At 72.8% G+C, this 25,888-nt stretch carries 22 protein-coding genes; 4 read left to right on the forward strand and 18 right to left on the reverse strand.

Going from position 1 to position 25,888, the window contains the following annotated elements; genetic code table 11:
* Window positions 1–26: 26 nt before the first annotated feature.
* Genes ACWC94_RS19720 through ACWC94_RS19740 form a run of 5 tightly spaced genes read right to left on the reverse strand, consistent with a single transcriptional unit; the run spans window position 27 to window position 6,388 of the window.
* On the reverse strand, window positions 27–2,024 hold the full coding sequence (locus tag ACWC94_RS19720) for an endo-beta-N-acetylglucosaminidase (RefSeq protein WP_450798013.1): 1,998 nt from the start codon (window positions 2,022–2,024) through the stop codon (window positions 27–29).
* Window positions 2,021–3,277: a glycoside hydrolase 5 family protein gene (locus tag ACWC94_RS19725; protein ID WP_450798015.1), complete on the reverse strand. Its 1,257-nt coding sequence runs from the start codon at window positions 3,275–3,277 to the stop codon at window positions 2,021–2,023. Before ACWC94_RS19725 ends, ACWC94_RS19720 begins: the two co-directional genes overlap by 4 nt.
* A 26-nt stretch (window positions 3,278–3,303) precedes the next feature.
* Window positions 3,304–4,209 carry a carbohydrate ABC transporter permease gene (locus tag ACWC94_RS19730; RefSeq protein WP_450798017.1) on the reverse strand — a complete coding sequence of 302 codons (906 nt, stop codon included), beginning with the start codon at window positions 4,207–4,209 and terminating at the stop codon, window positions 3,304–3,306.
* Window positions 4,206–5,093 (reverse strand): carbohydrate ABC transporter permease, encoded by an 888-nt coding sequence (locus tag ACWC94_RS19735; protein WP_450798019.1) that lies wholly within the window; start codon window positions 5,091–5,093, stop codon window positions 4,206–4,208. Before ACWC94_RS19735 ends, ACWC94_RS19730 begins: the two co-directional genes overlap by 4 nt.
* A 5-nt stretch (window positions 5,094–5,098) precedes the next feature.
* Window positions 5,099–6,388, reverse strand: coding sequence for an ABC transporter substrate-binding protein (locus tag ACWC94_RS19740; RefSeq protein ID WP_450798021.1), 1,290 nt, complete (start codon window positions 6,386–6,388; stop codon window positions 5,099–5,101).
* Window positions 6,389–6,603: 215 nt separating this feature from the next.
* On the opposite strand from ACWC94_RS19740, the gene ACWC94_RS19745 reads away from it, so the two are divergent.
* Window positions 6,604–7,650: a LacI family DNA-binding transcriptional regulator gene (locus tag ACWC94_RS19745; RefSeq protein WP_450798023.1), complete on the forward strand. Its 1,047-nt coding sequence runs from the start codon at window positions 6,604–6,606 to the stop codon at window positions 7,648–7,650.
* Between the two features lie 475 nt (window positions 7,651–8,125).
* On the opposite strand, the gene ACWC94_RS19750 is transcribed toward ACWC94_RS19745, so the two are convergent.
* Window positions 8,126–10,462 carry an alpha-L-fucosidase gene (locus ACWC94_RS19750; protein WP_450798025.1) on the reverse strand — a complete coding sequence of 779 codons (2,337 nt, stop codon included), beginning with the start codon at window positions 10,460–10,462 and terminating at the stop codon, window positions 8,126–8,128.
* Window positions 10,463–10,680: 218 nt separating this feature from the next.
* Here ACWC94_RS19750 and ACWC94_RS19755 point away from each other — a divergent pair, with 218 nt between their 5' ends.
* Window positions 10,681–12,063, forward strand: a complete 1,383-nt coding sequence (locus ACWC94_RS19755; protein ID WP_450798027.1) for an amidase — start codon at window positions 10,681–10,683, stop codon at window positions 12,061–12,063.
* Here the strand turns inward: ACWC94_RS19755 and ACWC94_RS19760 are convergent.
* Together ACWC94_RS19760 and ACWC94_RS19765 are read right to left on the reverse strand one after the other, a co-directional pair.
* Window positions 12,041–12,526: an N-acetyltransferase family protein gene (locus ACWC94_RS19760; protein ID WP_450798029.1), complete on the reverse strand. Its 486-nt coding sequence runs from the start codon at window positions 12,524–12,526 to the stop codon at window positions 12,041–12,043. The two genes, ACWC94_RS19755 and ACWC94_RS19760, sit on opposite strands and share 23 nt — an antisense overlap.
* 61 nt (window positions 12,527–12,587) lie before the next feature.
* On the reverse strand, window positions 12,588–12,761 hold the full coding sequence (locus ACWC94_RS19765) for a hypothetical protein (protein WP_106980896.1): 174 nt from the start codon (window positions 12,759–12,761) through the stop codon (window positions 12,588–12,590).
* Window positions 12,762–13,255: 494 nt separating this feature from the next.
* Between ACWC94_RS19765 and ACWC94_RS19770 the strand changes: the two genes are divergently transcribed.
* Window positions 13,256–13,666, forward strand: a complete 411-nt coding sequence (locus ACWC94_RS19770) for a hypothetical protein (RefSeq protein ID WP_450798031.1) — start codon at window positions 13,256–13,258, stop codon at window positions 13,664–13,666.
* On the opposite strand, the gene ACWC94_RS19775 is transcribed toward ACWC94_RS19770, so the two are convergent.
* The 9 genes from ACWC94_RS19775 to ACWC94_RS19815 all read right to left on the reverse strand — a co-directional run bounded on the left by ACWC94_RS19775 (window position 13,645) and on the right by ACWC94_RS19815 (window position 23,309).
* The gene (locus ACWC94_RS19775; protein WP_450798033.1) at window positions 13,645–15,147 is read right to left on the reverse strand and encodes an SDR family NAD(P)-dependent oxidoreductase; all 1,503 of its coding nucleotides are present in this window, start codon (window positions 15,145–15,147) and stop codon (window positions 13,645–13,647) included. The genes ACWC94_RS19770 and ACWC94_RS19775 overlap by 22 nt on opposite strands.
* Window positions 15,148–15,366: 219 nt before the next feature.
* Window positions 15,367–16,698 carry a wax ester/triacylglycerol synthase family O-acyltransferase gene (locus ACWC94_RS19780; RefSeq protein ID WP_450798035.1) on the reverse strand — a complete coding sequence of 444 codons (1,332 nt, stop codon included), beginning with the start codon at window positions 16,696–16,698 and terminating at the stop codon, window positions 15,367–15,369.
* A 155-nt stretch (window positions 16,699–16,853) separates the two neighbouring features.
* Window positions 16,854–19,175 (reverse strand): GH92 family glycosyl hydrolase, encoded by a 2,322-nt coding sequence (locus tag ACWC94_RS19785; protein ID WP_450798037.1) that lies wholly within the window; start codon window positions 19,173–19,175, stop codon window positions 16,854–16,856.
* A gap of 132 nt (window positions 19,176–19,307) precedes the next feature.
* Window positions 19,308–19,571, reverse strand: coding sequence for a GNAT family N-acetyltransferase (locus ACWC94_RS19790; protein ID WP_450798038.1), 264 nt, complete (start codon window positions 19,569–19,571; stop codon window positions 19,308–19,310).
* On the reverse strand, window positions 19,508–19,774 hold the full coding sequence (locus ACWC94_RS19795; protein ID WP_450798039.1) for a hypothetical protein: 267 nt from the start codon (window positions 19,772–19,774) through the stop codon (window positions 19,508–19,510). The genes ACWC94_RS19790 and ACWC94_RS19795 overlap by 64 nt, the downstream gene beginning before the upstream one ends.
* 10 nt (window positions 19,775–19,784) lie before the next feature.
* Window positions 19,785–20,069, reverse strand: a complete 285-nt coding sequence (locus tag ACWC94_RS19800) for a hypothetical protein (protein ID WP_450798040.1) — start codon at window positions 20,067–20,069, stop codon at window positions 19,785–19,787.
* A 9-nt stretch (window positions 20,070–20,078) separates the two neighbouring features.
* The gene (gene glgC / locus ACWC94_RS19805; RefSeq protein WP_450798041.1) at window positions 20,079–21,305 is read right to left on the reverse strand and encodes a glucose-1-phosphate adenylyltransferase; all 1,227 of its coding nucleotides are present in this window, start codon (window positions 21,303–21,305) and stop codon (window positions 20,079–20,081) included.
* 50 nt (window positions 21,306–21,355) lie between these two features.
* Entirely contained in the window at window positions 21,356–22,507 is a 1,152-nt protein-coding gene (glgA, locus tag ACWC94_RS19810) for a glycogen synthase (protein ID WP_450798042.1), read from the reverse strand.
* Window positions 22,508–22,547: 40 nt separating this feature from the next.
* A complete protein-coding gene (locus ACWC94_RS19815; protein WP_450798043.1) occupies window positions 22,548–23,309 on the reverse strand; it encodes a (2Fe-2S)-binding protein in 762 nt (253 codons plus the stop codon).
* A 227-nt stretch (window positions 23,310–23,536) separates the two neighbouring features.
* On the opposite strand from ACWC94_RS19815, the gene ACWC94_RS19820 reads away from it, so the two are divergent.
* Window positions 23,537–24,727, forward strand: coding sequence for a DMT family transporter (locus ACWC94_RS19820; protein ID WP_450798044.1), 1,191 nt, complete (start codon window positions 23,537–23,539; stop codon window positions 24,725–24,727).
* On the opposite strand, the gene ACWC94_RS19825 is transcribed toward ACWC94_RS19820, so the two are convergent.
* Complete coding sequence (locus tag ACWC94_RS19825; RefSeq protein ID WP_450798045.1) at window positions 24,717–25,880, reverse strand: transglycosylase family protein; 1,164 nt, start codon at window positions 25,878–25,880, stop codon at window positions 24,717–24,719. The two genes, ACWC94_RS19820 and ACWC94_RS19825, sit on opposite strands and share 11 nt — an antisense overlap.
* Window positions 25,881–25,888: the final 8 nt, after the last annotated feature.

The raw sequence follows: 25,888 nt of genomic DNA on the forward strand, positions 1-25,888 counted from the left end.
GTTCCGGTGGCTGCGGTTCCGGGTGCTCACCAGGCGTGGGTGACGGTCACGGGGGTCGAGGCGTTGTAGAGCTCCCCCACCGTGCGCAGTTCGAACCGTGCGAGGCTCTCTCCCTGTTCGGGCCGCAGGCCGGTGAGACAGAAGGCGCGCTGGCAGGTGCCACCGAGGAATCGGCGGGTGCCGTCGGGCAGGAGGCGGTGCAGCTCGTAGTGGCGGACGGCGCCCCGGGCGGCGTCCCAGGCGAGGCGGAGGTCGCCGCCGCTCGCGGCGGTCACGCGGGCGCCCTTGGGGGCGGCGGGGGCGGTGACGGCGTCCCGGACGGCGAGGCCGCCCAGGCGCCAGCGCACCGGTCCCTCGGCGGCGGTGAGCCGGACACCGAGGGCGCGCACGGTCCCGGACAGCCCGGTGAGCGGCACGCTCACGGTCTGCCACCCGTTGACCGCGTTCACCGGCAGATAGGTGTACGGCGGCGTCGCCCCGGGCCTGCTGGGCTCGGCCGTGGCGACGGCGAGCTCGACGTTCACAGCACCCGCATCGGTCCGGAACGTCAGCTCGACAACCGTGTTCACACCGATCGGCAGCCGGGTCGCGTACAGGTCCACCACCACGGGTTGATCCAGTTCACCGTCCACCAGCACACTGCTCCCGCCCCGCCACGCATCGGCGAAGTCGAAGGAGACCGCCGGCCGCTCCCCCGCCGTACGCACCACCCACCGCCGCGCCGGCAGCCGGTCCTGGAGTCCGAGGTGGCTCCAGGCCGCGTCCGAGGTGACCGTCCCCCGCTCGTACCAGCGCAGTCCGTGCCCGGTGTTGAACACGGTGGCGAACGGCAGCGAGGTCACCGTCGAGCGGTCGGCGACCGACACCGCCGGCGCCCGCCACGGATCGCTCGCGTCCGGACGGGACGGGTCCAGCGACCGCCCGGTCCAGAACCGGTCGTCGGCGGCGTGGAAGTCCTCGGGGGTGCGCCGGCCGGCGGGCAGGTGGTTGCGGGTCCACTCCGGGCGGTAGAGGCCGATCGAGGTGACGTGCGGCGTGCCGGCCGGCACGATCGCGTCCCAGTCCACGGACGTACCGGTCCCGTTCGACTCGACGTCGACGCCCGCCCACAACTCGTACCGGCCGCGGCCGAGCCGGCCGGCCTCCGTGCCGGAGGCCGCGAGCGTGGCCGCGCTCCACCGGAAGTCCACGAACATGTCGTCGGCGGCCTGGAAGAACGCCTGGTTCTGGCTGTTCAACGCGCCCTGCCAGCCGACGGTGCCGTTCACGGTCATCGCGTCGTACCAGGTCACCCGCTGCCCCTTGGCCGCCGCGCGCGCCTTCAGGTCCTTGACGAAGCCGAGCACGGCCTGCCCCAGCGCGGTGTTCCCGCCACCCGTCTCGGCGTTCAGGAACCAGCCGTCGAAGCCGTACGCCGCCGCGACCGCGACGAGTTGCGCGGCGAGGGGGTGATGTCCCGCGGCGTCCTTCTGCACCAGGTCCCGGGTCCACCGCAGCTGGCCGCCGTACGCCACCGGGGGCAGGAAGACGGTGCCCAGCACCGGCACGCCGTGCCGGTGGGCCGCGTCCACGACCGGCGCGTTGGGCGCGAGGATCAGGCCCTCGCCGGCCGAGCCGCCCCAGAAGACCAGCTCGTCGAGGTAGGCCCAGTGGGTGAGGGCGTAGGAGTCGGCGGTGGCCGAGCCCTGGGAGGGGTTGCTCGACGTCGGTGCGAAGGAGACCAGGGCCTGGATGCGGGCCTGGCCCGAGCGGGCGGTGGGGTTCGCCGGGGTCGGGGTGAAGCGGGCGGCGAGCGGCACGGACGCGGCGTTGAAGGCGAGGTCGGGGTCGTCGGCCGCGCGCCAGCTCTTCAGGCTGCGCCAGGTGATGCCGCTGCCCGGGCTGCCGGAGGGCAGCGAGTCCGGGTACCAGTAGGAGGCGTACGGCGGGGTCACGGCGGCCTTGGGGCGGGTGGCCGCCCGTGCGGGCACGGGGAGCAGGGCGGCGGCGCCGGCGAGGAGGACGGTGCGTCTGGCGGGGTTCACGAGCGGGTGCCTCCGGGTGGTGTGGGGAGTACCTGGTCGGGAGTGACGACTTCGGTGATGCCGCGCGCGGCGAGGTGGTCCTTGTCGTCCGTGCGCGTGTCCAGGACGGTGGTGGGGCGGGCGCCGTCGGCGACGAGCCGGAAGAAGGCGTCGAAGACGGCTCCGCCGGGGGCGCAGCGGGAGCGGCGGCCCGGATCGCCGGGGACGACGAGGGCCGTCGTGCGGACGGCGGGGGCCGCGTGCGGCCGGCGTGCCGCCTCGGCCAGGACGCGCGCGGTGTCCTTGGGCCGCCGGCCGTCGGTGAACAGACCGAGGCCGTACTCGAGTTCGGGGAAGTCGGCGAGGTCGCGCGAGACGTCGTGGGAGCACCACCAGGTGACGCCCCACAGGTCGGGACAGTCGAGGAGGTGGGCGACGGTCGCCTCGGCGAAGGCGGCGGCGTGCTCGGCGGGCACGAGCGGCGCGGGTGCGCCGACCTCCTGCAGCCACACCGGCCGGTGGGGGGTGTCCGCCCAGGCCTTGCTCAGTTCGGCCAGGTAGGCGGCGTGGTGTTCGGCCGGCACGGAGGTACGGCCGTGCCGCTGGGCGGTGCCGTTGAACACCCAGGAGTGCACGGCGGTGACGTCGCCGAGGCGGGCGGAGTGGCCGGGGGTGAAGGGCTGGTCGTCCTGGTACCAGGCGGCGTCGTAGGAGGCGTGCAGGTGGAGCCGGCCCGGGGCGCCCTCGGCGCAGGCGGCCAGCATCCGTACGAGCCACCGCTCGGCCTCCTCGGCGGTGATGCGGTCGGGGTCGGGGTGGGGTCTGGCGGCGAACTGGTTGACCTCGTTGCCGACGGTCATGCCGATGAAGTGGGGCCGGTCGGCGAGGGCGGCGGCGAGGGTGCGCAGGTAGGCGGCCTGGCCGTCGACGACGTCCGGGTCGGTGAAGAGGTTGCGCCGGTGCCAGGTGCGCGTCCACGCGGGCAGGAAGTCGAAGCTGCTCAGGTGGCCCTGCAGTCCGTCCACGTTGACGTCGAGACCCCGTTCGGCGGCAGCGTCGGCGAGGGCCACCAGCTGCTCGACGGCGCGCGGGCGGATCAGGGTGCGGTTGGGCTGGAAGTAGGGCCACAGCGGGAAGACACGGATGTGGTCGAGGCCGAGTGCGGCGATCGCGTCGAGGTCGGCGCGCACGGAGTCGAGGTCGAAGTCGAGCCAGTGGTGGAACCACCCTTCGCTCGGGGTGTAGTTGACGCCGAAGCGCACGGCAGGAGGCATGGAGTGTCCTTGTGGCGTACGGATGGTCAGCCCTTGACGGCGCCCTCGCCGACCCCGCGGAAGAAGTACCGCTGGAGGCAGGCGAACAGGGCGATGAGCGGGGCCACGGCGATCACGGTGCCCGCGGCGACCAGGCGTTCGTCGTCGGCGAAGGTGCCGTGCAGGTAGTTGAGGCCGATCGTCAGGGTGAACCGGGACGGGTCGCTGAGCACGATCAGCGGCCACAGGAAGTCGTCCCAGGCGCCCATGAAGGCGAAGATCGCGACGACGGCCACCGTCCCCTTCACCGAGGGCAGGGCGACGCGCAGGAACCGCTGCCAGACGTCGGCGCCGTCGACGTAGGCCGCCTCCTCGATCTCGTACGGCAGGTTACGGAAGGCGCCCCGCATCAGCAGCACGTTCATCGCGCTTACCGCGCCGGGCAGCACGACGCCGACGAGGGTGTTGTTCAGGCCGAGTTCGCGCATGGTGGTGAACTGGGCGATGACGATGCCCTCGACGGGCACGAGCATCGCCAGCACGAACACCAGCGTGGTCACGCGCCGGCCGCGAAAACGCAGCCGGGCCAGGGCGTACCCGGCGAGGGCCGAGCCGACGCAGTTGGTGACGACGTTGGCGGTGGCGACCTTCAGGGAGTTCAGGGCGTAGTCCCAGACGGGGATGGTGTCGGCGACGCGCGTGTAGTTGTGCAGGGTCGGGTGAGCGGGCAGGAAGCTCGGCGGTGAGCTGTAGATGTCCTCCGTGGGTCCCTTCAGGGAGGTGGCCAGCTGCCACAGGAACGGGCCGACGGTCAGCGCGAGGACGGCGAGGAGCAGCAGGTAGCGCCAGACCAGCTCGCCGGCGCGGACACGGCGGCCGTCCTGGTCGGTGACGCGCGGCTCCCGCTCCGGGGCGGGGGTCCCCTCGGGCCGTACCCTCTCCAGGACGCTCACGACTCCTCCCCGCGGTCGGCGCGCAGCACGAGCAGCATCAGCGCGACGGTGACGGCGAACACGACGACCGAGAGGGCGGAGGCGTAGCCGACGCGGCCGGTCAGGCCGGTGCCGGTGCGCTGGACGAGCATGACGAGGGTGGTGTCCTCGCCGGCCGGGCCGCCGCTCGGGCCGGCCATCAGGTACACCTCGGAGAACACCTTGAAGGCGGCGACCGAGGAGAGCGCGGCGACCAGCACCATGGTGGAGCGCACGGCCGGCACGGTGACCGAGAGGAAGCGGCGCACCGGTCCGGCGCCGTCCACGGCGGCGGCCTCGTGCAGCTCACGTGGCACGTTCGCGAGTGCGGCGAGGTAGATGATCATGTAGTAGCCGAGGCCCTTCCACACCGTGACGGCCATGGCGCTCAGCAGGAGCAGCCACTGGTCGCTGAGGAACCCGATCCGGCCGATTCCGACGGTGTCCAGCAGCGAGTTGACCAGGCCGCGTTCGTCCAGCAGCCACACCCAGATCAGCCCGACCACCACGATCGAGGCGACGACCGGGGTGTAGAAGGCGGAGCGGAAGAAGGTGATGCCGGGGATGTTCTTCTGCACCAGCAGGGCGAGCAGCAGCGGCAGGACGACGAGGGCGGGTACGACTCCGACGATGTACAGCGTGCTGTTGCGCAGGCCGGTCCAGAACATGTCGTCGTGCAGCAGCTCGCGGAAGTTGGCCAGGCCCACGAAGTGGCCGGGGAGCAGGGTGCGGCGGTCGGTGAAGGAGTTCACCAGGGTGGAGACGAACGGGTAGAGCACGAAGGCGCCGGTGACCAGCAGCCCCGGCGCGGCGAACAGCCAGGGACTGAAGGGCAGTTGACGCCTGATGCGGAGGGGGGCTGCCATGCCGGTCAGCCCTGCGCCAGGAGGCGGTTGGCGGCGTTGACAGCGTTGTCGAGGGCCTGCCGGGGGCTCTCCTTGCCCTGCAGCGCCTTGGCGACCTCGTTGCGCAGCGCGGTCTTCATCTGGTCGCTGAACAGCACGGGCGTGTAGTTGACCGCGGTCTTCAGGGACTTGGCCGCGGCGATGCGCACCCGGGTCTCGTCGGTGCCGTCCTCCTTGGTGAAGTACGGGTCGTTCAGGGAGCCGGCGGTGCTCGGGAAGATGGCGACCTTCCTGGCGAACGACATCTGGTTCCGCGCGTCGGTGACGAAGTGGGCGAAGGCCACGGCGGCCGGGGTGTGGTGGGTGCGGGAGTTGACCATCACCCCCATCACGTACATGTTGACGTGCCCGGTGCTGGTGATCTGGTCGGTGATGCCGATGTTCCTGTAGAGGCTGGGCGCGTTCTTCTTGAAGTTGCCGAGGTCGAGGGCGCTGCCGGGGTTCATGGCGACGGCCCGGGTGAGGAACTTCTTGCCGGAGGACTCCGGCGTCGCGGTGAGCGCCTGCGGGTCGAGGGCCCCCGCGTCGTACAACTGCTTGTACCTGGTGAGGAGTTCGACTCCCTTGGCGTCGTTGAAGGCGAAGGCGGTGCCCTGCTTGTTCATCAGGGTCACGCCGTAGCGCCCGAAGTCCTCGATGGTGGGCACGCTGGCGAGGGTGGCGACCTTGCCGCCGCTCTTCTTCGCCATCTGCAGGGCGTCGGCGAAGAGTTCGCCGTATGTCTTCGGCGGCCGGTCGGGGTTCAGCCCGGCCTGGGCGAACAGTGCCTTGTTGTAGAAGAGCGGACCGGTGTTCAGGTACCAGGGGAAGGCGTACGTGCCGCTCATGCCGGGCACCTGGTGGCCGGCCCAGGCCCCGTCCAGGTACTCGGATCTGTACTGGGCCGCGGCCTTGTCCAGGTCGAGTGCGAGCCCGGCCCTGGCGAGCGGGGCGACCAGGTCCGGGGAGACGTTGACGACGTCGGGCAGGGTGCCGCCGCCGGCGTCGGCGCTGAGCTTGTCGGGGTAGCCCTCGGCGGGCTGGTCGACCCACTTCACCTGAGTGCCCGGGTACTTCTTCTCGAAGTCGGTTATGAGGCCCTCGAAGTACGACTTGAAGTTCGCGCGCAGGTTCCAGGTCTGGAAGGTGATGTGGCCCTCGATCTTGCCCGAGGCGTCGGTCGAGCCGCCGTCGTCGTCGCCCGAGCCGCAGGCGCTCAGCGGCAGGACGAGGGCGAGGAAGGCGGCAGCGGCGAGGACTCTGCGGGATGTGGGCACGGTGACACGGCTCCCTTGCGGTGTCGGCGGCTGTGATGCCAGCGACCCTGCCCGGGCCGTTCGGGGAAAGTCAATGCACGGTTCCCAGCTAAAGAAATCCGCTCTTCATTAGTCCAGGTCAGAGCCGTCCCCGGCGAGATCTTGCCCGTGTCACTAATGCGCTTTAGGGTCAGCGTACTCAAGCGCATTAGCTGTTTGACGAGACGAGGGATGACATGGCGTCGAAGCGATCACCGGCGCGCCGGCCGACGATGAAGGACATCGCGCGCCGCGCCGGAGTCTCCGAGAGCGCGGTCTCCTTCGCCCTCAACGACCGCCCCGGCGTCTCCGAGAGCACCCGTGCCCGGGTCCGGCGGGTCGCGGAGCAGCTGGGGTGGCGGCCCAGCGCGGCGGCCCGCGCCCTGTCCGGCGAGGGCGCGGCCACGGTCGGCTTCGTGCTGGCCCGGCCGGCGGACACACTGGGCGTCGACTCCTTCTTCCTCCAGCTCGTCTCCGGCATCCAGGAGGTGCTGGCCGAACGCCACCTGGGCCTGCTGTTCCAGGTGGTGGAGGACGTGGCCGACGAGTGCGCGGTGTACCGGCGCTGGTGGGCCGAGCACCGGGTGGACGGCGTGCTGGTGGTCGACCCGCGCGCCGAGGACCCGCGTCCCGGCCTGCTGGACGAACTCGGGCTGCCCGCCGTGGTGATCGGCGGCGCACCCGACGAGCGTCACCCCGGGCTGTCCACCGTCTGGGCGGACGACGCGGGCGCCATGGCTTCCGTGGTCGACGAGCTGACGGCACTCGGCCACCGCCGGATCGTCCACATCGCCGGGCTGCCCGGCCTCGCGCACACCCAGCGCCGCATCCGGACCCTGCGCGCCGAGGCCGACCGGCGCGGACTGAGCGAGGTCCGCTCGGTCACCACCGACTACTCGGACGCGGAGGGCGCGGCCGTGACCCGCTCCGTACTGCGCACCGCCCCTGCCCCGACGGCCCTGATCTACGACAACGACGTGATGGCGGTGGCCGGTGTCTCGGCAGCGGCCGGACTCGGCTACGCGGTACCGGAGGACGTCTCCGTCGTCTCCTGGGAGGACTCGGCCCTGTGCCGCATGGTCAAACCCTGGCTCTCCGCCCTCTCCCGCGACAGCGCGGAGTTCGGGCGCACGGCGGCACGGGAGCTGACGGCCCTGCTGGACGGGGGTTCCGCGCGGGCCGTGCGCGTACCGGTACCGCGCCTGACGGTACGGGGCAGCACGGCTGCGGCCCGGCAGGTGTGAGGGCTCGCCGGCCCCCCGGTGCGTGTGTACGGCCTTCCCAGGGGCTGCGCCGAGACCCTGGTCCAGCGCCGCGCGGGTGGTCCGGCCCGGCGGGCGGTCTCAGGGCGACGATCGGTACAGCCCGAACTCCGCGACGTGCACGGCGGCCCGGGCCGCCGTGACCCGCAGCCGCCATCTCCGGGCCCGTACCGGCGACGCCGGCGGCAGGATCCTGCTCGCGCCCCGCGGCGGGCTCCGCCCGCCGGGGCCGCAGCGGGTTCGCGCTGCCGCCCGGTCACCTCGACGCCCGGTTGCGGCGGCACACTGTCCCTGAGCCGGGTTCGCGTCCTCGGTGACGAGCGACGTCTTCGCCGGTTCGATGCCGTTCACAGGGTCGCCAGGGCCGAGACCCGCCGGTGGCGGCGGGCACCGTGCCCGCCACCCGGCGCTCGGCGCCGCGGCGGGCCCGAGCGGTCCGGACCTTCTCCCGCCGCGCTCAGCCATGCCATGCCACCTTGAACACCCAGGCGTGGCTGCCCGCCTTCCGGGCCGCCTCGGGTACGTCGATCACCAGCGCGCCCCTGCGCACCGTCCAGGTCAGGGGCCGGTCGTGGCCGAGCATCGTGACCGTGTCGCCGGCCCGGACCGGCACCGGGGCCTCGACGGTGAGCTTCGGGCCGGGCGCGGCGAGGGAGTGGATGTAGAAGGCCTCGTCCGGGCGGACGGTGAACCGCAGGTCCTCGCCGAGCTGGGCCGTCCGCGACCAGTACGTGGTGTCGTAGACCGCCTCCCCGTTGGTCTTCAGCCACTGTCCCGTCTCCCGCAGACGGGTCTGCATGATCTCGGGGATCGTGCCGTCGGCGCGCGGGCCGATGTCGAGCAGGAAGTTGCCGTTCTTGGAGACGATGTCGACGACATGGTGCACGATCTCCTCCGCGGTCATGTAGGCGGAGTCGGGGGTCGCCCGGTTGTAGCCGTAGCTGAACGGGTCAAGGCCCCTGCTGGCCTCCCACTTGGCGACGACGGTGGTGTCGTACGTCGTGTACTCGGGGGTCGTGAAGTCGTGGAAGGCGATGCCCGAGCGGTCGTTGACCGTGACGTCGATCGGGCGGGCGCGGTTCTTCGCGTGGTTGAAGTACTCGGCGAGGACGGGGACGCTGTCGTTCACGCCGCCGATGTCGCACCAGATGACCTCCGGGTCGTAGCCGTGGATCAGTTCGAGCAGCTGGCGGGCCTGGTAGTCGTGGACGTAGTCCTTGCCTGCCGTGTAGCCGGTGTACGGGAGCGGCTGGAGGGTGTAGGGGTTGCGCGGGGCGTGGCCCATCCAGGGGTTGTCCGGGTTGAACCACTCGGGCATGGAGAAGTACAGGCCCCGGTGGAGTTCGGGGGCGTAGCGCCGGGAGGCGTCGAAGAGTGCGCGCACCAGGTCCCGCTTCGGCCCCATCGCCACCGCGTTGCGGTTGGAGACCTTGGTGTCCCACAGGGCGAAGCCCTCGTGGTGCTTGGAGGTCAGGACGTGGTACTGGGCGCCCGCGTCGCGGAACAGTTCCACCCAGGCCCGCGGGTCGAACCGCTCGGCGGTGAAGCGGGGGATGAAGTCGTCGTAGGCGAAGTCCTCGCCGTAGGTGCTCCGGTGGTAGGCGTACGTCGGGTTGGCCGGGTCCTGCATCTGGTCCCAGTACCACTCGGCGTACTGCTTGCCGACCGGGGCCCAGGCGGGCACCGAGTAGACACCCCAGTGGATGAAGATGCCGAACTTGGCTCCCTGGAACCAGTACGGCGCCTGGTGGGCGGAGAGGGAGGTCTCGGTGGCGTCGTAGTCGGCGGTGCCCAGGGTCAACGGCGCCCGGCCGGCCGCCGCTTGGGCGCCGCGGCCGGTGACCCGTACCGTGCCGTCCCGACGGGTGCCCGGCGGTGTGCCGGGGCGGTTGCGGACGCCGATGCGGACGCGGGCCTGCTCACCGGGGTCGAGGCGGCGGATGCGGGCGGGCCGGACCGTGCGGGCGCCCGGGGCGTCCACGGTCACCGACACCTCGTCCGCGGCGAGTACGGCGACGGTGCCCGCGTTGACGACCGTGGCCTCCACGCTCTGCGCCCCGGACGGTTCGAGCAGGGAGGGCGTGGAGTGCGGGGCGCGCAGGGCCAACGCCCGTCCGTCGGCCGCGGGTTGCAGGGTGAGGGCGAAGACGTGCAGGGACGCCTCGTTCGCCTGGGCCGGGTGGGTGACGGGGAGAGTGAGGGCGACCGCCTCCCGGCGCGGGTCGATCCAGACCTCGCCCACACCGATGCCGACCGGGTGCTCGTCCCTGCCGCCGTCGGGACGGTAGCGGTAGGGCACCGACAGCGGGCCGCCCGCGGCGTACCAGTCCGAGCCGCCCAGGCCCGCGGTCGTGGTGGTGCCGTCGGCGTAGTGGACGGTGGCCCTGCCGGAGGCGTTGCCGTAGCTGGCGGCGGTGAGGAAGAAGGCCGACAGATAGCGGCCCCGGGGCAGGTCGATGCGCTGGCCGAGGGCGACGACGTTGTTGTGGGTCCCGGCGGTGGGGGCGGGGAACAGGAAGGGCACGCCGTCCACCTCGGTGCGGCCGGTGGGGAGTTCCTCGCCGGGGAAGGTGTAGCCGGAGCCGTCGAAGTCGCCGCCGCGTGCGGAGGCGGTGTCGATGCCGTCGTTGTCGTACAGGGCGTCGAGCGGGACGGGCACCGGGTCGGGCACGGCGGCCCACGGTCCCTGCCGGTCGGCGGCCCGGGCGGGTGTCGTGCCGGTGAGGGGCAGGGCGGCCGCGGCGGTGGCGCCCGCTGCCGCACCCAGGATCAGACGTCTGGGACACATGCTCATGAGCGGCTCCCATTGACTCCGATTCATCGGATCTCTGATGATTGTGTGGGGCTGAGGGGCTGTCAACGGGTCTGCGCCGGGCTGAATTTCACGCAATGGTCGGACGACCGAAGCGTAGGTGGGGACGGCCTCTCGACGTGCGCGGTCCGGACGTGCACAGTTCTCCCTGCGTCCTGATTCGTACCAGCGAGTAGCCGACGACCGACGAAGGAGTGCCCGTGGGTGACTGGGCCGGGCGGACCGCCGCCGAGACAGCCGCCGCCGTGCGCGAGAAGCGCGTGACGCCCCGTGAGGTGGTGGCCGAGCACCTCGCGCGGATCGAACGGCTCGACCGGCGGTTCGAGGCCTTCCGCAAGGTGCGGGCCGAGGCGGCGCTCGCCGAGGCGGACGAGGTGGCCGCCCGCGCCGATCTGGCCGAACTGCCGCTCGCGGGCGTGCCGGTGGCCGTGAAGGACAACCTCGCGGTGCGCGGCGAGTCCCACCGTGACGGCTCCGCCGCCACCCCCGACACCCCGGCCGTCGAGGACCATGTCACGGTGGCCCGGCTGCGGGCGGCCGGCGCGGTGGTCGTGGGCCTGACGAACGTGCCCGAGCTGTGTGTCTTCGGCACGACGGAGGGGCCGTACGGGACCGCGCGCAACCCGTGGGACAGCTCCCGTACGGCGGGCGGCTCGTCCGGCGGCAGCGCGGCCGCCGTGGCCGCGGGACTCGTCCCGCTCGCGCTCGGCAACGACGGGATGGGCTCGCTGCGCATCCCGGCCGCGAACTGCGGTCTGGTCACGCTGAAGCCGGGGCACGGGGTGGTGCCGGCCGGGATCGGCAACGCCGACTGGTTCGGTATGGCGGAGAACGGCCCACTGGCCACCACGGTCGAGGACCTGCGGCTGATGCTGGAGGTCCTGGCCGACACCACGGTCGCCCGCACGGAGGAGCCCGGGCCCCGGCGGATCGCCGTGGCCCTGCGCAGCCCGCTCCCCGGAGTCGGTGTGAGCAGGCCGTACACGACCGCGGTCCGGGAGGCGGCCGGGGTGCTGATGCGGGCCGGGCACTACGTACGGCGGGCCGAGCCGCCGTATCCCCTCTCGCTGGGCGTGACCGCGCTGCGGCACTGGACGGCCGGCACCGCCGCGGACGCCGAGGGCCTGGACCGGACGCGGCTGGCCCGGCGGACCCGGGTGCACGCGGCGGTGGGCCGGCGGTTCGTCCGCTCGGTACGCACGGGCGACGGCCGGGAGCGGCTGCGCGCCCGGCTGACGCCCTTCTTCACCGAGTACGACGTCCTGCTCACCCCGGCCCTGGCCCGCCGGTCCCCCGCGGCCGGCCCGTGGCACGAACGCGGTTGGCTGCACAATGTCCTGGCCAACACCGCGTACTCCCCGTTCACCCCGCCCTGGAACCTGACCGGCTGGCCCGCGATGTCGGTCCCGTCCGGCACGCTGCCCTCGGGCGCCCCCTGCGCCGTACAGCTCGTGGCCCGCCCGGGTGCGGAGGCCGTCCTGCTGGAGCTGGCCGCGGAACTGGAACGGCTGCGCCCCTGGCGGCGGACGGCACCGGTGACGGATCGGGCGGAACACACCCCTACACGAGTGACCGGTACATGATGTGCAGGCCCACTCTGCCGTGACGGGGGTGGTCGAAGGCGTCCGGGACCGTGCCGAGGACGGTGAAACCGAGGGAGGTCCACAGGGCGACGGCGGGGTTCGTCTCGACCACGGCGTTGAAGACCATCGCGCGGTAGCCGTGGGCCCTGGCCTCGGCCAGGACGTGTCCGGCGAGGGCGCGTCCGACGCCCTCACCCGTGCGGTCCGGGTCGACCATGAAGCCGGCGTTGGCGACGCGGGCGGCGGGGCCGCCGTAGTTCGGGGTGAGGTAGGCCGAGCCGACCACGGTTCCGGCCGCGTCCTCGGCGACGTAGACGCGCTTGGCCGGGTTCATCCAGAGGGCGCGGGCGTCCTCCTCGGAGGTCTCCGGGTCCCACGCGTAGGTTTCGGCGGCGGCGACGATCCGGTGCCAGAAGGGCCAGATCCGCGGCCAGTCCCCGGCCACGGCTTCTCTGATCAGCATGGGCGTGAGTCTGCCAGGTCACGCCCATGCGGGCGGCGATCGCGAAGGTCCGACCCGGGGGTCAGTCCACGCTGGGCAGGATGTGGGGTTCGGCGAGGTCGTCCTCGTAGCCCGCGAGGCGGATCGGGGCCGAACGGGCCCACACGTCGAGGCTGCCGAGCTCTCCGGGCCGCCTGCCCGCGCGCTCCGTGCGTTCCTTGGGGCGCTGTTCGCGATTCGTCTTCTCCGGTGTCACCGCGCACTCCTTATGTGTCGGTCACCCTCGAGGGCCTGCCGGACAACCTGTGCTTCGGCACTCGACGCCCGCTCGGGTCTGGATGGAAGGCCAGTTCGGACGCGGTGGCGCCGGTACGTCGTGCAGAGCAGGCCGTTGTCAACCGGCTCACCCCGGGACGGACGGTGGGTGTGGGTGGGACCCCGTACTGCTGCCCGTCCCCTCCAGATTAACCAAATGAGCGGCCTGCCGCTCGATAGGGAGTGCAAACAAGGTGTAACTATCGTCCGCTGATTACCCCCTCAATGCCCCCCAATATGCCGCTATTTGGCACTAGGCGCATCACACGACCGGCATGACGAATCACCCGCTCGGCCCACAGGTGCGAACACTTCTTCGAAGCGACCCGGCTTGCGGCCCGGGGCGCGGTGCAGTTCAAGTGCCGTTGGCCGGACCGCAAGCTCGCCATGATCTGCTGATGAGCGGCAACGGCTGTCTCGCGGAAGGACTGACGCATGGAGCTGCGCAGCGTCGAGGAGCTGATGGATCTGCTGTACGCCGGCCGGCACCAGCACGCGCTGCGCACCGCCGCGCTGCTGCGCCGCAGCCGCCCCGCCGACAAGGAGCTCCAGGTGGCGGGGCTGGTCCGGGACGTCGGCGCGGCCGACGCGGTGCGCTCGCTGCTCGGGGAGCGGGTGTTCCGGCTGGTGCGCCAGGACCGCGACCCCAGCGCCCCCGCCGACGACGATCTGCTGCGGCTGCGCCAGGCCGGCGAGGAGAGCCGCACGTCGGGCTTCGACGCGGGCGTCCTGGAGGACTGGCGCACGGTGCTGGAGCTGGTGGCGGCCCGGAACTCCAGGCTCGGCGCCGTCGACCGACCCGCGGGGCCGCCGCGTTCACCGGCTCACCACTTGCCGGGCGCGTAGTCCTTCAGGAAGACGCCGTACAGGTCCTCGCCCGCCTCGCCGCGGACGATCGGGTCGTAGACGCGGGCGGCGCCGTCGACCAGGTCGAGGGGGGCGTGGAAGCCGGCCTCGGCGAGGCGCAGCTTGTCGTAGTGCGGACGCTCGTCGGTGATCCAGCCCGTGTCGACGGAGGTCATGAGGATGCCGTCGGTGTCGAACATCTCCTGGGCACTGGTCCGCGTGACCATGTTCATGGCGGCCTTCGCGGCGTTGGTGTTCGGGTGTCCGGCGCCCTTGTAGCCACGGCTGAAGACGCCCTCCATCGCGGAGACGTTCACGACGTACGCACGGCCGCTGGCGGCCTTCTTCGCGGCATCCGCCATCGCCGGGCGCAGGGCGCTGATCAGGATGAACGGGGACGTGTAGTTGCACAGCTGGGTCTCGAGCAGCTCGACGGGCGAGATCTGGTCGATGGTCTGCACCCAGGTGTTGGTGTCGACGACGTCGGGGACGAGGCCGCCGGCGTCGATGGCGGTGCCGTCGAGGTGCCGGGCGACACTGGCGTTGCCCGCGACGAGGGCGAGGTCGGCGACCTTCTGGGCGTCCAGGCCGCTGGTACCGACGGGCAGCGCGGCGATGCCGTCGACGGCGCCGGAGTTGAAGGCGCCGATGACGTGGTGGGCGGGCAGTTCACCGGCGGGCAGCGGGGCGCTCTCGCCCTCGACCAGGGCCGCGTAGGCGGAGGGCAGGCGGCGTACGGTCTGCGTGGCGTTGTTGATCAGGATGTCGAGCGGGCCCGCCTCGGCGACCTGCTCGGCCAGGGCCACGGCCTGCGCCGGGTCGCGCAGGTCGATGCCGACGACCTCGAGCCGGTGCAGCCAGTCCGCCGAGTCCTCCATCGCCTTGAAGCGCCGGATGGCGTCCTTGGGAAAGCGCGTGGTGACGGTGGTGTGCGCACCGTCGCGCAGCAGCCGCAGCGCGATGTACATGCCGATCTTGGCACGGCCGCCGGTGAGCAGGGCCCGCTTGCCGGTGAGGTCGGCACGGGCGTCCCGTTTGGCACGGTTCTCGGCGGCGCACTTCTGGCAGAGCTGGTGGTAGAAGTAGTCGACCTCGACGTAGCGCTGCTTGCAGGTGTAGCAGGAGCGGGGGCGCTGGAGTATGCCCGCGATCTTGCCGGCATCGACCTTGGAGGAGGGCAGGATCCCCTCGGTCTCGTCGTCGATGCGCTCGGCGGAACCGGTGGCCGTGGCCTCGGTGACGGCACGGTCGTGCGCGGTCTTGGCGGCGCGGCGCTCCTGGCGGCGGCGCTGCTTGACCGTGCGGTAGATGTGCGAGGTGGCCCGGCGGACCTTGATCGCGTCCGGGTGGTCGACGTCGAGCTGGTCGAGTTCCTCGAGCACGCTCAGGCAGACGGCCAGCCGCTCGGGGTCGATACCCGGCCCGTAGACCACCTCGTCCACGGCCTCCGTGGCCACGGAGCCGTCCTCTGTCACCGTCATCGCGCTGCCGCTTCCCTGATCACCCGCGCAGCGCTCCGACTCGCGCCCGCTTTCGAACGGGGAATTTTACGGAGCACCCGGGCTCGCCGCCAAACCCGTCTCACCCAGGGTCACGGCTCCACGGCCGGCGAGGGCGGGCGGGCCGCACGGGGCCCACCCGCACGCGACGACGAACGTGGTGCGGGTGGTGCGGGTGGGAGCCCCGTCCGGCGGGGGGGATCAGGCCTCGCACACCGACAGCAACGTGGACACCTCGGCCGACACCGCGTGAGCGAACCGGTCCAGGTCCGGCACGGCCTTCGCGTCGGCCACCAGCCCGTAGTGCACCCGCCCGCGGTACGTCGAGATGGCCACCGCCAGCGCCTGGCCCGGGGCGAGCGGGGCCAGCGGATAGACCTCGGCCAGCTCGTGCCCGCCGAGCCGCAGTCCCACGCCCGGCAGCGGCACGCTGGTGACGAGGATGTCGAACCACAGCCGGGCCGCCTGCCCGACGAGCGGTCCGCCGAGCCGGTGGCCGAGGGCCGGGACGTGGTCGGCGAGCAGCGCCACGGCGCCGGCGCCCCGGTCGGGCCCCGCGTCCTTGTTGCGGACCATCGCGGTGCGCACCGTGTCGAGCCGCCTGAGCGGGTCGGGCTCGTGCACGGGGAGCCGTATCAGATAGCCGGAGAGCCGGTTGCCCTGAGGATGGGCGGCGCGCGGGCGGCGGCGCGAGACGGGGATGAGCGCCCGGGGCGCCACCCCCTTGCTGCCGTCGCCGCGCTCGTCCAGCCAGCGGCGCAGGGCCCCGGCGACGACGGCGATGAGCACGTCGTTCACGGTGCCCCCGGCGGCCTTGCGCACGCGGTGCACGTCGTCGATGTCGACGACGACCCCGGCGGTGCGGCGCGTGCCGCTCGGGGCCGAGGTCAGCGCGGAGACGGGCCGCATGCCCAGGGTGGACCGGGCGAGCGAGGCCCCGATGTCCAGCGCCCGGCCGACGTCGGACAGCGCGCCCCTGACCAGTCCGGGGACGAGCCCGGGAAGCTTGCGGACGTCGGGGAGCAGGCCGCGCGGCGGCTCGATGGCGCGGGGTGCCCGCTCGGGCATGTCCACCGGGTCGAGGACGCCGGCGGCGAGCTTCAGCGCGCGCAGCCCGTCGGCGAGGGCGTGGTGGAACTTGAAGAGGACGGCGAAGGAGACACCGTCCTCACCGGGCAGGACATGCGCCTCCCACGGCGGCCGGCCGCGCTCCAGGGGGCGTTCCATGAGCCGGCCGGCGGCCGCGTGGAAGTCGGCGGTCGGGGCGTGCAGCCGTACGTGGTTCAGCGGGTCGAAGTCCGGGTCGGGTTCCCGGGTGGCGCCGCCGAAGGCGAGCGGCTGCCATACGTCGCGGATGCGCAGGCGCAGCCCTGGTACGGCGGCGGCGCGGGCGGCGAGCAGGTCGGCGGCGTGGGCGCCGGCGGTCGGCGAGTGGGCGCCGAAGACGCCGAGCGCGCCGAGGTGCATCGGGTGCCGGTCGGACTCGATGTTCCAGAACGCCAGGTCGAGTGGAGCGAGCAGGTCGGAAGTCAAGGGCTTGCCTCACGCGTCGACGACGGGTGGAACTGCAGTGCTTCGCAGTCAATCCCTGTCAGCCGATTACGGTCAAGTACGATCAGGCTACGCTCAGTTAACAGCAGATTAAGTCCCGCCCCGGCAAACGGGGCGGGACCAAGGGATACGTGAGGTCACTTCAGGACGGGCTGCGCCGCCTCGGGTGACGTACCCCACTCAGACGGGCGCGGGCCGACCGTGAACGCGAGCGAGCGCAGGGAGCGCAGCGCACCCGTCGTCAGATACGTCCGCTCGTGCGGTGTTCCGTCGGCGCGGACGGTCTGGATGTAGCGGTCGGCGGCGGAGGTGCCGGGCGCGGCGATCGTCAGCCCGCCGCTCGGCCAGTACCGCCGGTCCAGGGTGAGGTCGACGCGGTCGAAGACCGGGGTCGACAGGCCCCAGGTGCCGTAGCCGGGCTGGATCGGGAACAGCCCGATGGACGACAGCACGTTCCAGGCGGACATCGTGCCCAGGTCGTCGTTGCCGGTCATGCCGGTGGGCCCGTCGGTGAAGAGGGTCAGGGCGGCGTGCACCACGTCGGTGGTCTTCCACGGCTGTCCGGTGGCGAGGTAGGTGTAGGGCGCGATGAGGTCGGGCTCGTTCATCGGGTTGTACTTGTCGGCGTTGTAGTACGCGTACGCGTTGCCGTGCACCCACACCTCGCGGGCGGTCTTCGCCGGGTCGGCCAGCAGGCGGTCGTAGGCGAAGAAGGAGTCCAGGCGCTCGTTGGCGGCGCGCTCACCGCCGATGAGCCGCACCATGCCGGGCACGTCCTGCGGCACGAGCCACTGGTACTGCCAGGCGGTGCCCTCGTGGAAACCGGTGCCGAGCGCCGGGTCGGCCGAACCGGTGAAGGCTCCGGAGTCGTCGCGGGCACGGAAGAAGCCGGTCGACGGGTCGAAGATGGTCCGGTAGTTCCGGGCGCGCGCCGCGTACCGGTCGGCGTCGGCCTCGTGGCCGAGTCCGCGGGCCATCTGGGCCAGCATGGCGTCGGCGAGCGCGTACTCCAGGGTGACGGAGGCGCCGTGGTGGTAGTCGGAGTCACCCAGCTTGGCCAGCGGACGGTCCTCGATGAACGGGGCGAAGCCGTGCGCGAGGTACTCGGCGTTGGCCTCCCGGCCGATGCCCGGGTAGTCGGCGGGCGGCACGCCGTCGGCGTTCTTCTTCAGCGCGCGGTAGGCCCGCTCCTCGAAGCCCTTGAGCAGCCCCGTCTGATACGCCGTGGTCAGGAACGGGGTGACCGGGTCGCCGCTCATGACGTTCGTCTCGACCGGGCCGTAGCCCCACTTGGGCAGCCAGCCGCCGTCCTCGGCGATCGCGACGACCGAGCGGGCCATGTCCCGTGCCTCGTGCGGCGCGAGGAGCGCGAGGAGCTGGGCCTGGGTGCGATAGGTGTCCCACAGCGACCAGTTCTGGTAGTACGTGAACCCGTCGGCACGGTGGGTACGGTGGTCCCAGCCGAGGTACCGGCCGTCGGCGTCGCTGCCGATGTTCGGCGCGAGGAAGGACCGGTACAGCGAGGAGTAGAAGGTCCGGCGCAGGGTGTCCGTGCCGCCCCGCACCTGCACGGCGGCGAGCCGCTTCTCCCACTCCGCGCGGGCCCGCTCGCGCACGGCGTCGAAGGACCGGTCGCCCTCGGCGCGCAGGTTGCCTGCCGCGCCGCCCGCGTCGACGTACGACAGGGCGGTGGTCGCCTCGACGGTACGGTTCGCGGTGGTGTCGAAGCGGACGTAGGCGCCGCCGTGCCCGCTGCGCGAGCCCGGGGTGACGGTCTTTCCGTCCCAGGTGCCGTAGGCGGTGAAGGGCCGGCTGAAGCGGGTGATCGTGTAGACCGTGTAGGGGCCGGTGTCCCGGCAGAAGCCGCGGCCGGTGATCGCGGTGCGCACGGTGCGGTCGTCGAGGATCTCGACGGTGCTGGAGACCGCCTTGTGCAGCGACTGGGCGGCGTTCAGCAGGACGTTGGCCTTGCCGGTGGCCGGGAAGGTGTAGCGCTGCACGCCGGTGCGCTCGGTCGCGGTCAGCTCGGCGCGGATACCGGAGGACAGGCCGACCCGGTAGTAGCCGGGGCTCGCCGTCTCGTCCTGGTGCGAGAAGCCGGCCGCGTACTGGGAGTAGTCCGTCTGTGTGACGTCACCGGTGGTGGGCAGCACGGGCAGGTCGCCGCCGATGCGGCAGCCGACGCCCGAGAGATGGACCAGGGAGAACCCGCGAACACGGTTCTGTGTGTAGTCGTAGCCGGTGCTGTGCCCGGTGTCCGGGGAGAGCTGCACCATGCCGAAGGGTACGGCCGCACCGGGGAAGGTGTTGCCCTCGTCCTGGCTCCCGATGAACGGGTTGACCAGGTCGGTGAGGTGGCCGTCGGTCCGCTCGGCAGCCCGTGCGGCGGGGGTGGCGATCAGCGCGGACGCTGCCATCACCCCGGCCAGGCACAGCCGTGTGCGCCGGGTCCCTCTCATGTCGGTGACCTCCGGAAGTTCGAGTCGTTGCCTGCATCCTGAAGGGCGAACGACCCGAACCCGGGCATTCCACGGGGGTTACGCACAACGCGTCGCACAAGGTCATGTGTGCGAACGAACCATGACAGACGGTCAGAGGGCCAGCCTGAACCCTTCGTGGCTGTCGGCGAAGCCCAGCGACGCGTAGAAGCGGTGCGCGTCCGCGCGGCGTTTGTCACTGGTGAGCTGAACGAGCGCGCAGCCTCGCGCGCGTGCCCGCTGAACGGCCCGCTCCATCAGCGTCCGCCCGAGCCCGCCGCCGCGCCGGTCCGCGCGGATCCGCACCGCCTCGATCAGCGCCCGCTCGACACTCCGCTTGCCGAGCCCGGGGATGTGCGTCGCCTGCAGGCAGCCCACACCGTCCCGTCGGCGGTGTCGACGAGCACCAGCATCTCGTTGCGGGCATCCACCTCGATCGCCGCGAAGGCGCGCTCGTACGCCTCCGTCACCTCCGCCGTCGCCGGGTCCACCACCCGGTCCTCGTCGGCGGGCAGAGCGAGAACGGCGGGCAGCTCGGCACGCGTGGCGGGCCGGAGCAGGAGAGCGGGAGCAGCGGACACGCGCCCGGCCCTACCCCACGGGCGGGTCCCAGGTGCGTGGGCCGGGGCCGGCGTCCTCGGCCTCGACCAGGCTGTCGGCCACCGCGTCCAGTTCCCGCCGGTCGTACTCGGTGAGGAAGGGCAGGAGGGCTCCGCAGTCGCGGCAGGCACGCGCGCGCGAGGCCTCGAACTCCGGCCGGGGCTTGAAGAACCCCGGGCGGCGGAACCTCAGCCGCAGCCGCTCGAACGACCGCTCCCCCGAGGTGAGCTCACCGACCGGGCTCAGCCGCTCGGACCCGCACATCCCACATCTCATGCGGGGACCCTATCCCTGGGGCACCCGCTGCCCCTTCCCCAGGGCGATCACCCCGCCCTTGGACACGGTGTACAGCCGCGCGTCCCGCTCCGGGTTGACGCCGATGGTCGCGCCGGGCGGGACCTCGACGTTCTTGTCCAGGACCGCGCCGCGGACCACCGCGCCCCGGCCGATGCGCACGTTGTCGTGCAGCACCGAGCCCTGGACCACCGCGCCCGGGTCGACCCGTACACCCGGGGACAGGACCGACCGGGTGACCTGACCGCGGACCAGGCAGCCCGCGCTGATGATGGACTCGCTCGCGATGCCGCCCGCGCTGAAGCGGGCCGGGGACAGCTGGCCCGAGTGGGTGTAGACGGGCCACTGCCGGTTGTAGAGGTTGAACGCGGGACGCTCGGCGATGAGGTCCATGTGTGCCTCGTAGTAGGCGTCGAGGGTGCCCACGTCCCGCCAGTAGCCCTGGTCGCCCGCGGTCTCGCCGGGCACGTGGTTCTCGCTGAAGTCGTACAGCCGGGCCTCGCCGCGGGCGGTGAGCTGGGGCAGGATCGAGCCGCCCATGTCGTGCACCGACTGCCCGTCCTCGGCGTCCCGTTGCAGCGCCTCGACGAGGGCCTTGGTGGTGAAGAGGTAGTTGCCCATCGAGGCGAAGACGGTCTCCGGGTCGTCCGCGAGGCCGGGCGGATCGCCGGGCTTCTCCAGGAAGCGGTCGACCGCGCGGCCGTCCGGACCCGGCGTGATCACGCCGAAGGACGAGGACTCCGTGCGCGGCACCCGGATCCCGGCCACCGTCACGCCCGCGCCGCTCTCGATGTGCTCCCGGAGCATCTGCCGCGGATCCATCCGGTAGACGTGGTCGGCGCCGAACACCGCCACGTACTCGGGCTGTTCGTCGTGGACCAGGTTCAGCGACTGCAGGATCGCGTCGGCGCTGCCCAGGTACCAGCGCGGGCCGAGGCGCTGCTGGGCCGGGACCGGGGTGACGTAGTTGCCGAGGAGGCTGGACATCCGCCAGGTGGTGGTGATGTGCCGGTCCAGCGAGTGCGACTTGTACTGGGTCAGCACACAGATGCGCAGGATGTCGGCGTTGACGAGGTTGGACAGGACGAAGTCGACGAGGCGGTAGGTGCCGCCGAAGGTCACGGCTGGTTTGGCGCGGTCGGCGGTCAGCGGCATCAGACGCTTCCCCTCGCCGCCCGCCAGTACGATCCCGAGTACGGAAGGCCCTCCACGACGCATGGCCGCTCCCCTCACCCTGGTTGAACCATGGCTGCCCCGCGCGGACGGGACTAAGCCTGCTTGAGGATCTCCTCGTACAGCGCGGCCGTGCGCCGGGCCACGGCGTCCCAGCCGAACTCGCCGACCGCGCGCTCCCGTCCGGCCTCGCCCATCCGCCGGGCGGCCGCCGGATCGCCGAGGACGGTGTCCAGGGCACGCGCGAGACGCGTCTCGAACTCGTCGTCCGCGTCGACCAGCACACCGGTGCGGCCGTCGTCCACGACCTCCGGGATGCCGCCGACCCGGGAGGCCACGACCGGGGTACCGCAGGCCATCGCCTCCAGGTTGACGATGCCGAGGGGTTCGTACACCGAGGGACAGACGAACACCGCGGCACGCGTGAGGAGTTGGATCACCTCCGGGCGCGGCAGCATCCGCGGGATCCAGAACACGCCCGTGCGGACCCGGCTCAGCTCCGCGAACAGCTCCCGGAACTCCCGGTCGACCTCCTGGGTGTCGGGCGCCCCCGCACAGAGCACGACCTGGGCGCCCGGGTCGATGTCGCGTACCGCGCGCAGCAGATGGGGCACGCCCTTCTGGCGGGTGATCCGGCCGACGAACAGGACGTACGGGCGGCCGGGATCGATGCCGTGCCGGGTGAGGGCGTCGGTGCCGGGGTCGGGGCGGTACAGACGGGTGTCGATGCCGTTGTGCACCACGTGGACGGCGGCCGGGTCGAGCGCCGGGTAGCAGGCGAGGATGTCCTCGCGCATGGCTCCGGACACGGCGATCACCGCGTCGGCGGCCTCGATCGAGGTGCGTTCCGCCCAGCTCGACAGCGCGTATCCGCCGCCCAGTTGCTCCGCCTTCCAGGGGCGCAGCGGTTCCAGGGAGTGCGCGGTGAGCACGTGCGGGACGCCGTACAGGAGCTTGGCGAAGTGGCCGGCCAGGTTCGCGTACCAGGTGTGGGAGTGGACGAGTTCGCGGCCCTGGAGGGCGGCGGCGACGGACAGGTCGACGGAGAAGGTGCGCAGGGCGTCGTTGGCGCCGTCCAGCGCGGACCAGGACCGGTGGCGTACGACCCCCACCCCGCGGCCCTCGCCCCAGCAGTGCACCTCCAGGTCGACCAGGGACGTCAACTCCCGGGCCAGGAACTCCACATGGACCCCGGCGCCGCCGTACACGTCCGGGGGGTACTCCCGGGTCAGCAGTCCCACTCGCACCCGACAACCCCCTGGTCTCGGCGGCAGTTCCCCTTCATGGTCACCCAGACGCGGCCCGTGGGGAAGAGCGCGGGGGCCGGGTGAAGCAGCAGTCCCCGCAGACCCCGCCGCCGGGCACCCGGTAGTACAGGCAGCAGCTGCGGCGGCGGAAGGCCGTGCCGGCGCGGGTGCCGGTGGTGCGCAGGAGGGGGTGGGTGAAGAGTTCGTCCGTCAGGGCGCGGGCCCGGGCGGCCAGATCGGTACGGCCGTGCGCGCGGGCCCAGCGGTCCAGCTCCCGGGCCGCCCCGGCGAGCGCGGAGCCGGCGTTGCCCCGCAGCAGTCCGGGTGCGCTGCCGTACCGGGCCCGCAGGGCCGCCCGCAGCGGCTCCAGGTGGCCGTGCAGCACGGTGGCGGCGAGGGTGGCGGCGTCGCCGGGCCGCGGGCGCAGCTCGGTCAGGTACAGGTCGTCGGGGGCGGCGGCCGACGGGTCCCAGCGCAGCAGGCGCGGGTCCAGGTCGGGCAACTGCCCGTACAGCACGGCGCTGCCGAGGGCCGCGGACCACAGCCGGGCGGCCAGCCCCTGCTGGGCCACGGAGGCGGCGACGCGCGGCTCGGGCGTGCGCAGCCGGTCCGCGACCGTGGCCACGCGCTGGCTCAGGGCGTCGCGGTGAACGTCCCGGGTCACTCGTTCGTAGGTCTCAGCGAGTGTCGGCAGCCGCCCGGGATCCGGTCCGCCGGCGGCCCCGGCCGGGCCCGGGGCCGTACGCAGGACGAAGAAACCGCCGAGCGGGCGGAGGGCGGCGAGAGCGGGGTCGAGGTCCACGACAAGCAGTGGTACCAGGCGCGTTCCCGGGCCGGAGCCCCAGGTCTCCCTCTTGCGCACCCGTCCCGAGGATGATCGCGCGGCCGGTGTACTCCATCGGCAGTAGGACGCATGGCGTGCTCAGGGACGACGACGGCAAGAGCGCGGGCGGGCAGAGTGTTGGCCATGCGATCCGACCGTCCGCCGCGCCGGGCTCAGGGCCCCCGTCCCACGCAGAGGAGACGCCGATGAGCGCCCTCGCGTTGTCCGTGCTGCTGTCGTTCGTGTCCGCCCTCGCCTACGCGGCCGGCGCGATCGTCCAGGAGCAGGTGGCGATGTCCTCGCCGGCCCCCGCGTACCTGCCGCTGCGCCGGCCGGGCTGGTGGGGGGCGCTGACGCTCAACGGCCTCGGCGGCGTGCTGCACGTGGTGGCGCTGGCCTATGGTCCGCTCAGCCTCGTCCAGCCGCTGGGCGCGCTGACCATCGTCTTCGCGCTGCCCATGGCGGCGCTGTTCGTCGGCCGCGGGGCCGGGGCGACCGCCTGGCGCGGCGCGGTCATGGCCACGGTGGGCCTGGCCGGTCTGCTGTCCCTGGTCGGTTCCTCCGACACCCACTCCCTCGACGCGGCCCAGCGGGTGGCGGTCTCGCTGGTCACCGGCGGCGCGGTCGTGGCGCTGATGTGCGCGGGGCTGGCCGCGCACCGGCACCCGGCGGTGCGCAGTGTGCTGTTCGCCACCGCCTCCGGTGTCGCGTTCGGCATGTCGTCGGTGTTCACCAAGACCGTCGCCGTCGACTGGACCCACGGCGTCGGCCTGTCCGCGCTGCCCTCCCTGGCGGTGATCGGCCTGTTCGCCGTCGCCGGCGTCCTGCTGTCCCAGGCCTCCTACCGGGGCGGCGGTCTCGCCGCCCCGCTGGCCACGCTGACCGTGGTCAACCCGGTGCTGGCGGCCGCCGTCGGCACCCTGATGTTCGGCGAGACGTTCCGCCACGGCGGCACGGGCGCCGCGCTCGCCGTGACCTGCGGTGTGGTGGCGGCGGGCGGCCTGATCATGCTGACCACCGAGCGGATCGAGCACGGCATCGAGCACAGCGGGGCGCCCGCCCCTGCGGCTTCGCTTGCGACATCCCTTGCCGATTCCCCTGTGGAGGCCGCCGCGACGGCCGCCGCCGTGGCCGGCGCCCGCCTCGACGTACCGCAGCAGCGGGGAGCGGCAGCCGAGGCCGAGCCGGAGCGGGCCGGCGCCCCGGAGCCCGAGGGAGTGCTCGGCGAGCCGGTGCCGCGGGACCTGCTGATGCCGCGACCGGGCGGCGGGGAGGACGCCGACGGCTCCGAGCCGCCCGGCGACCCCGTGCTCCCCGCGTCGTACCCCGCGCTGCCCGCGCACGTCCCCGTGGCGCGGCCCGTCCTGGACCCGGCCCGTACCTGCGTCAGATCCTGACGCCGCCGGCCCGCAGATAGGCGAGCGGGTCGATGTCCGTGCCGAAGCCGGGTCCGGTCCGCACCTCGAAGTGCAGGTGCGGGCCGGTCACGTTTCCGGTGGCTCCGGAACGGCCGATCCGCTGCCCCGCGCCGACCGTCTGCCCGGTCCGCACCGAGATCGCCGACAGATGGCCGTACTGGGTGTAGCGGCCGTCGGCGTGCCGGATCACCACCTGGTAGCCGTACGAGCCGCCCCAGCCCGCGGCCACCACCTGCCCGGCCTCCGCGGCCTGCACCGCGGTGCCGGTCGGCACGAGGAAGTCGACGCCGGTGTGGTAGCCCTTCGACCAGTGCGCGCCGGCCACCCGGTAGCCGGTGCCGATGGGCGCGTCGACGGGGGCGACGAGCGTGCGGCCGGTGGACCCGGTGTGGTGCGGTGCGGCCCGGTGCCGTGAAGGGGCTTTCCCCTTCAGCGAGTTGGCGTCCTTCGCCGGGGACGTGGGGGAGCCGGCGGCCGTGCCGCGCAGGCTGAGCCGCTGGCCCGGCAGTATCAGGTCGGGATCGGAACCGATCGTCGCGCGGTTGCCGGCGTAGAGCCCGCGCCAGCCGCCGCGGACGTGGTGCTCGCCGGCGATGCCGGAGAGCGTGTCGCCGTGCACCACCGTGTACATCTCGGCCCGGCCGGCCCGCGACTGCGGGGTGGTCTGCGGCCGTACGTCCGGTACCGCCGTCTTCTTCCCGGCGTTCCCGGCCCGGGTCGCGGCACTGTCCGTGTGCGGACCCGGGCCGGCGTCGCCCCGGCCCAGCCCGGCCCGCACCGAGCACACCGGCCAGGCGCCCGGCCCCTGCCCGTCGAGGACCCGCTCGGCCACGGCGATCTGCTGGCCCCGGGTCGCGAGGTCGGCGCGCGGGGCGTACCGGGTGCCGCCGTACGCCGCCCAGGTGGACTCGGTGAACTGCAGCCCGCCGTAGTAGCCGTTGCCCGTGTTGATGCTCCAGTCGCCGCTGGACTCGCAGGCGGCGACCTTGTTCCAGGTGGAGGCGTCGGCCGCGTCGGCCGTGCCGACGGCGACCAGCGGGATCGCGAGGCCGGCGCCGCCCGCCGTGACGGTGAGTGAGGCGCGGTTGATCCTGTTCGGCTGGTACCGGCGATGCCGGCCGCGTACGGCCATGTCCGAAT

Source organism: Streptomyces sp. NPDC001135 (genome assembly GCF_053598395.1).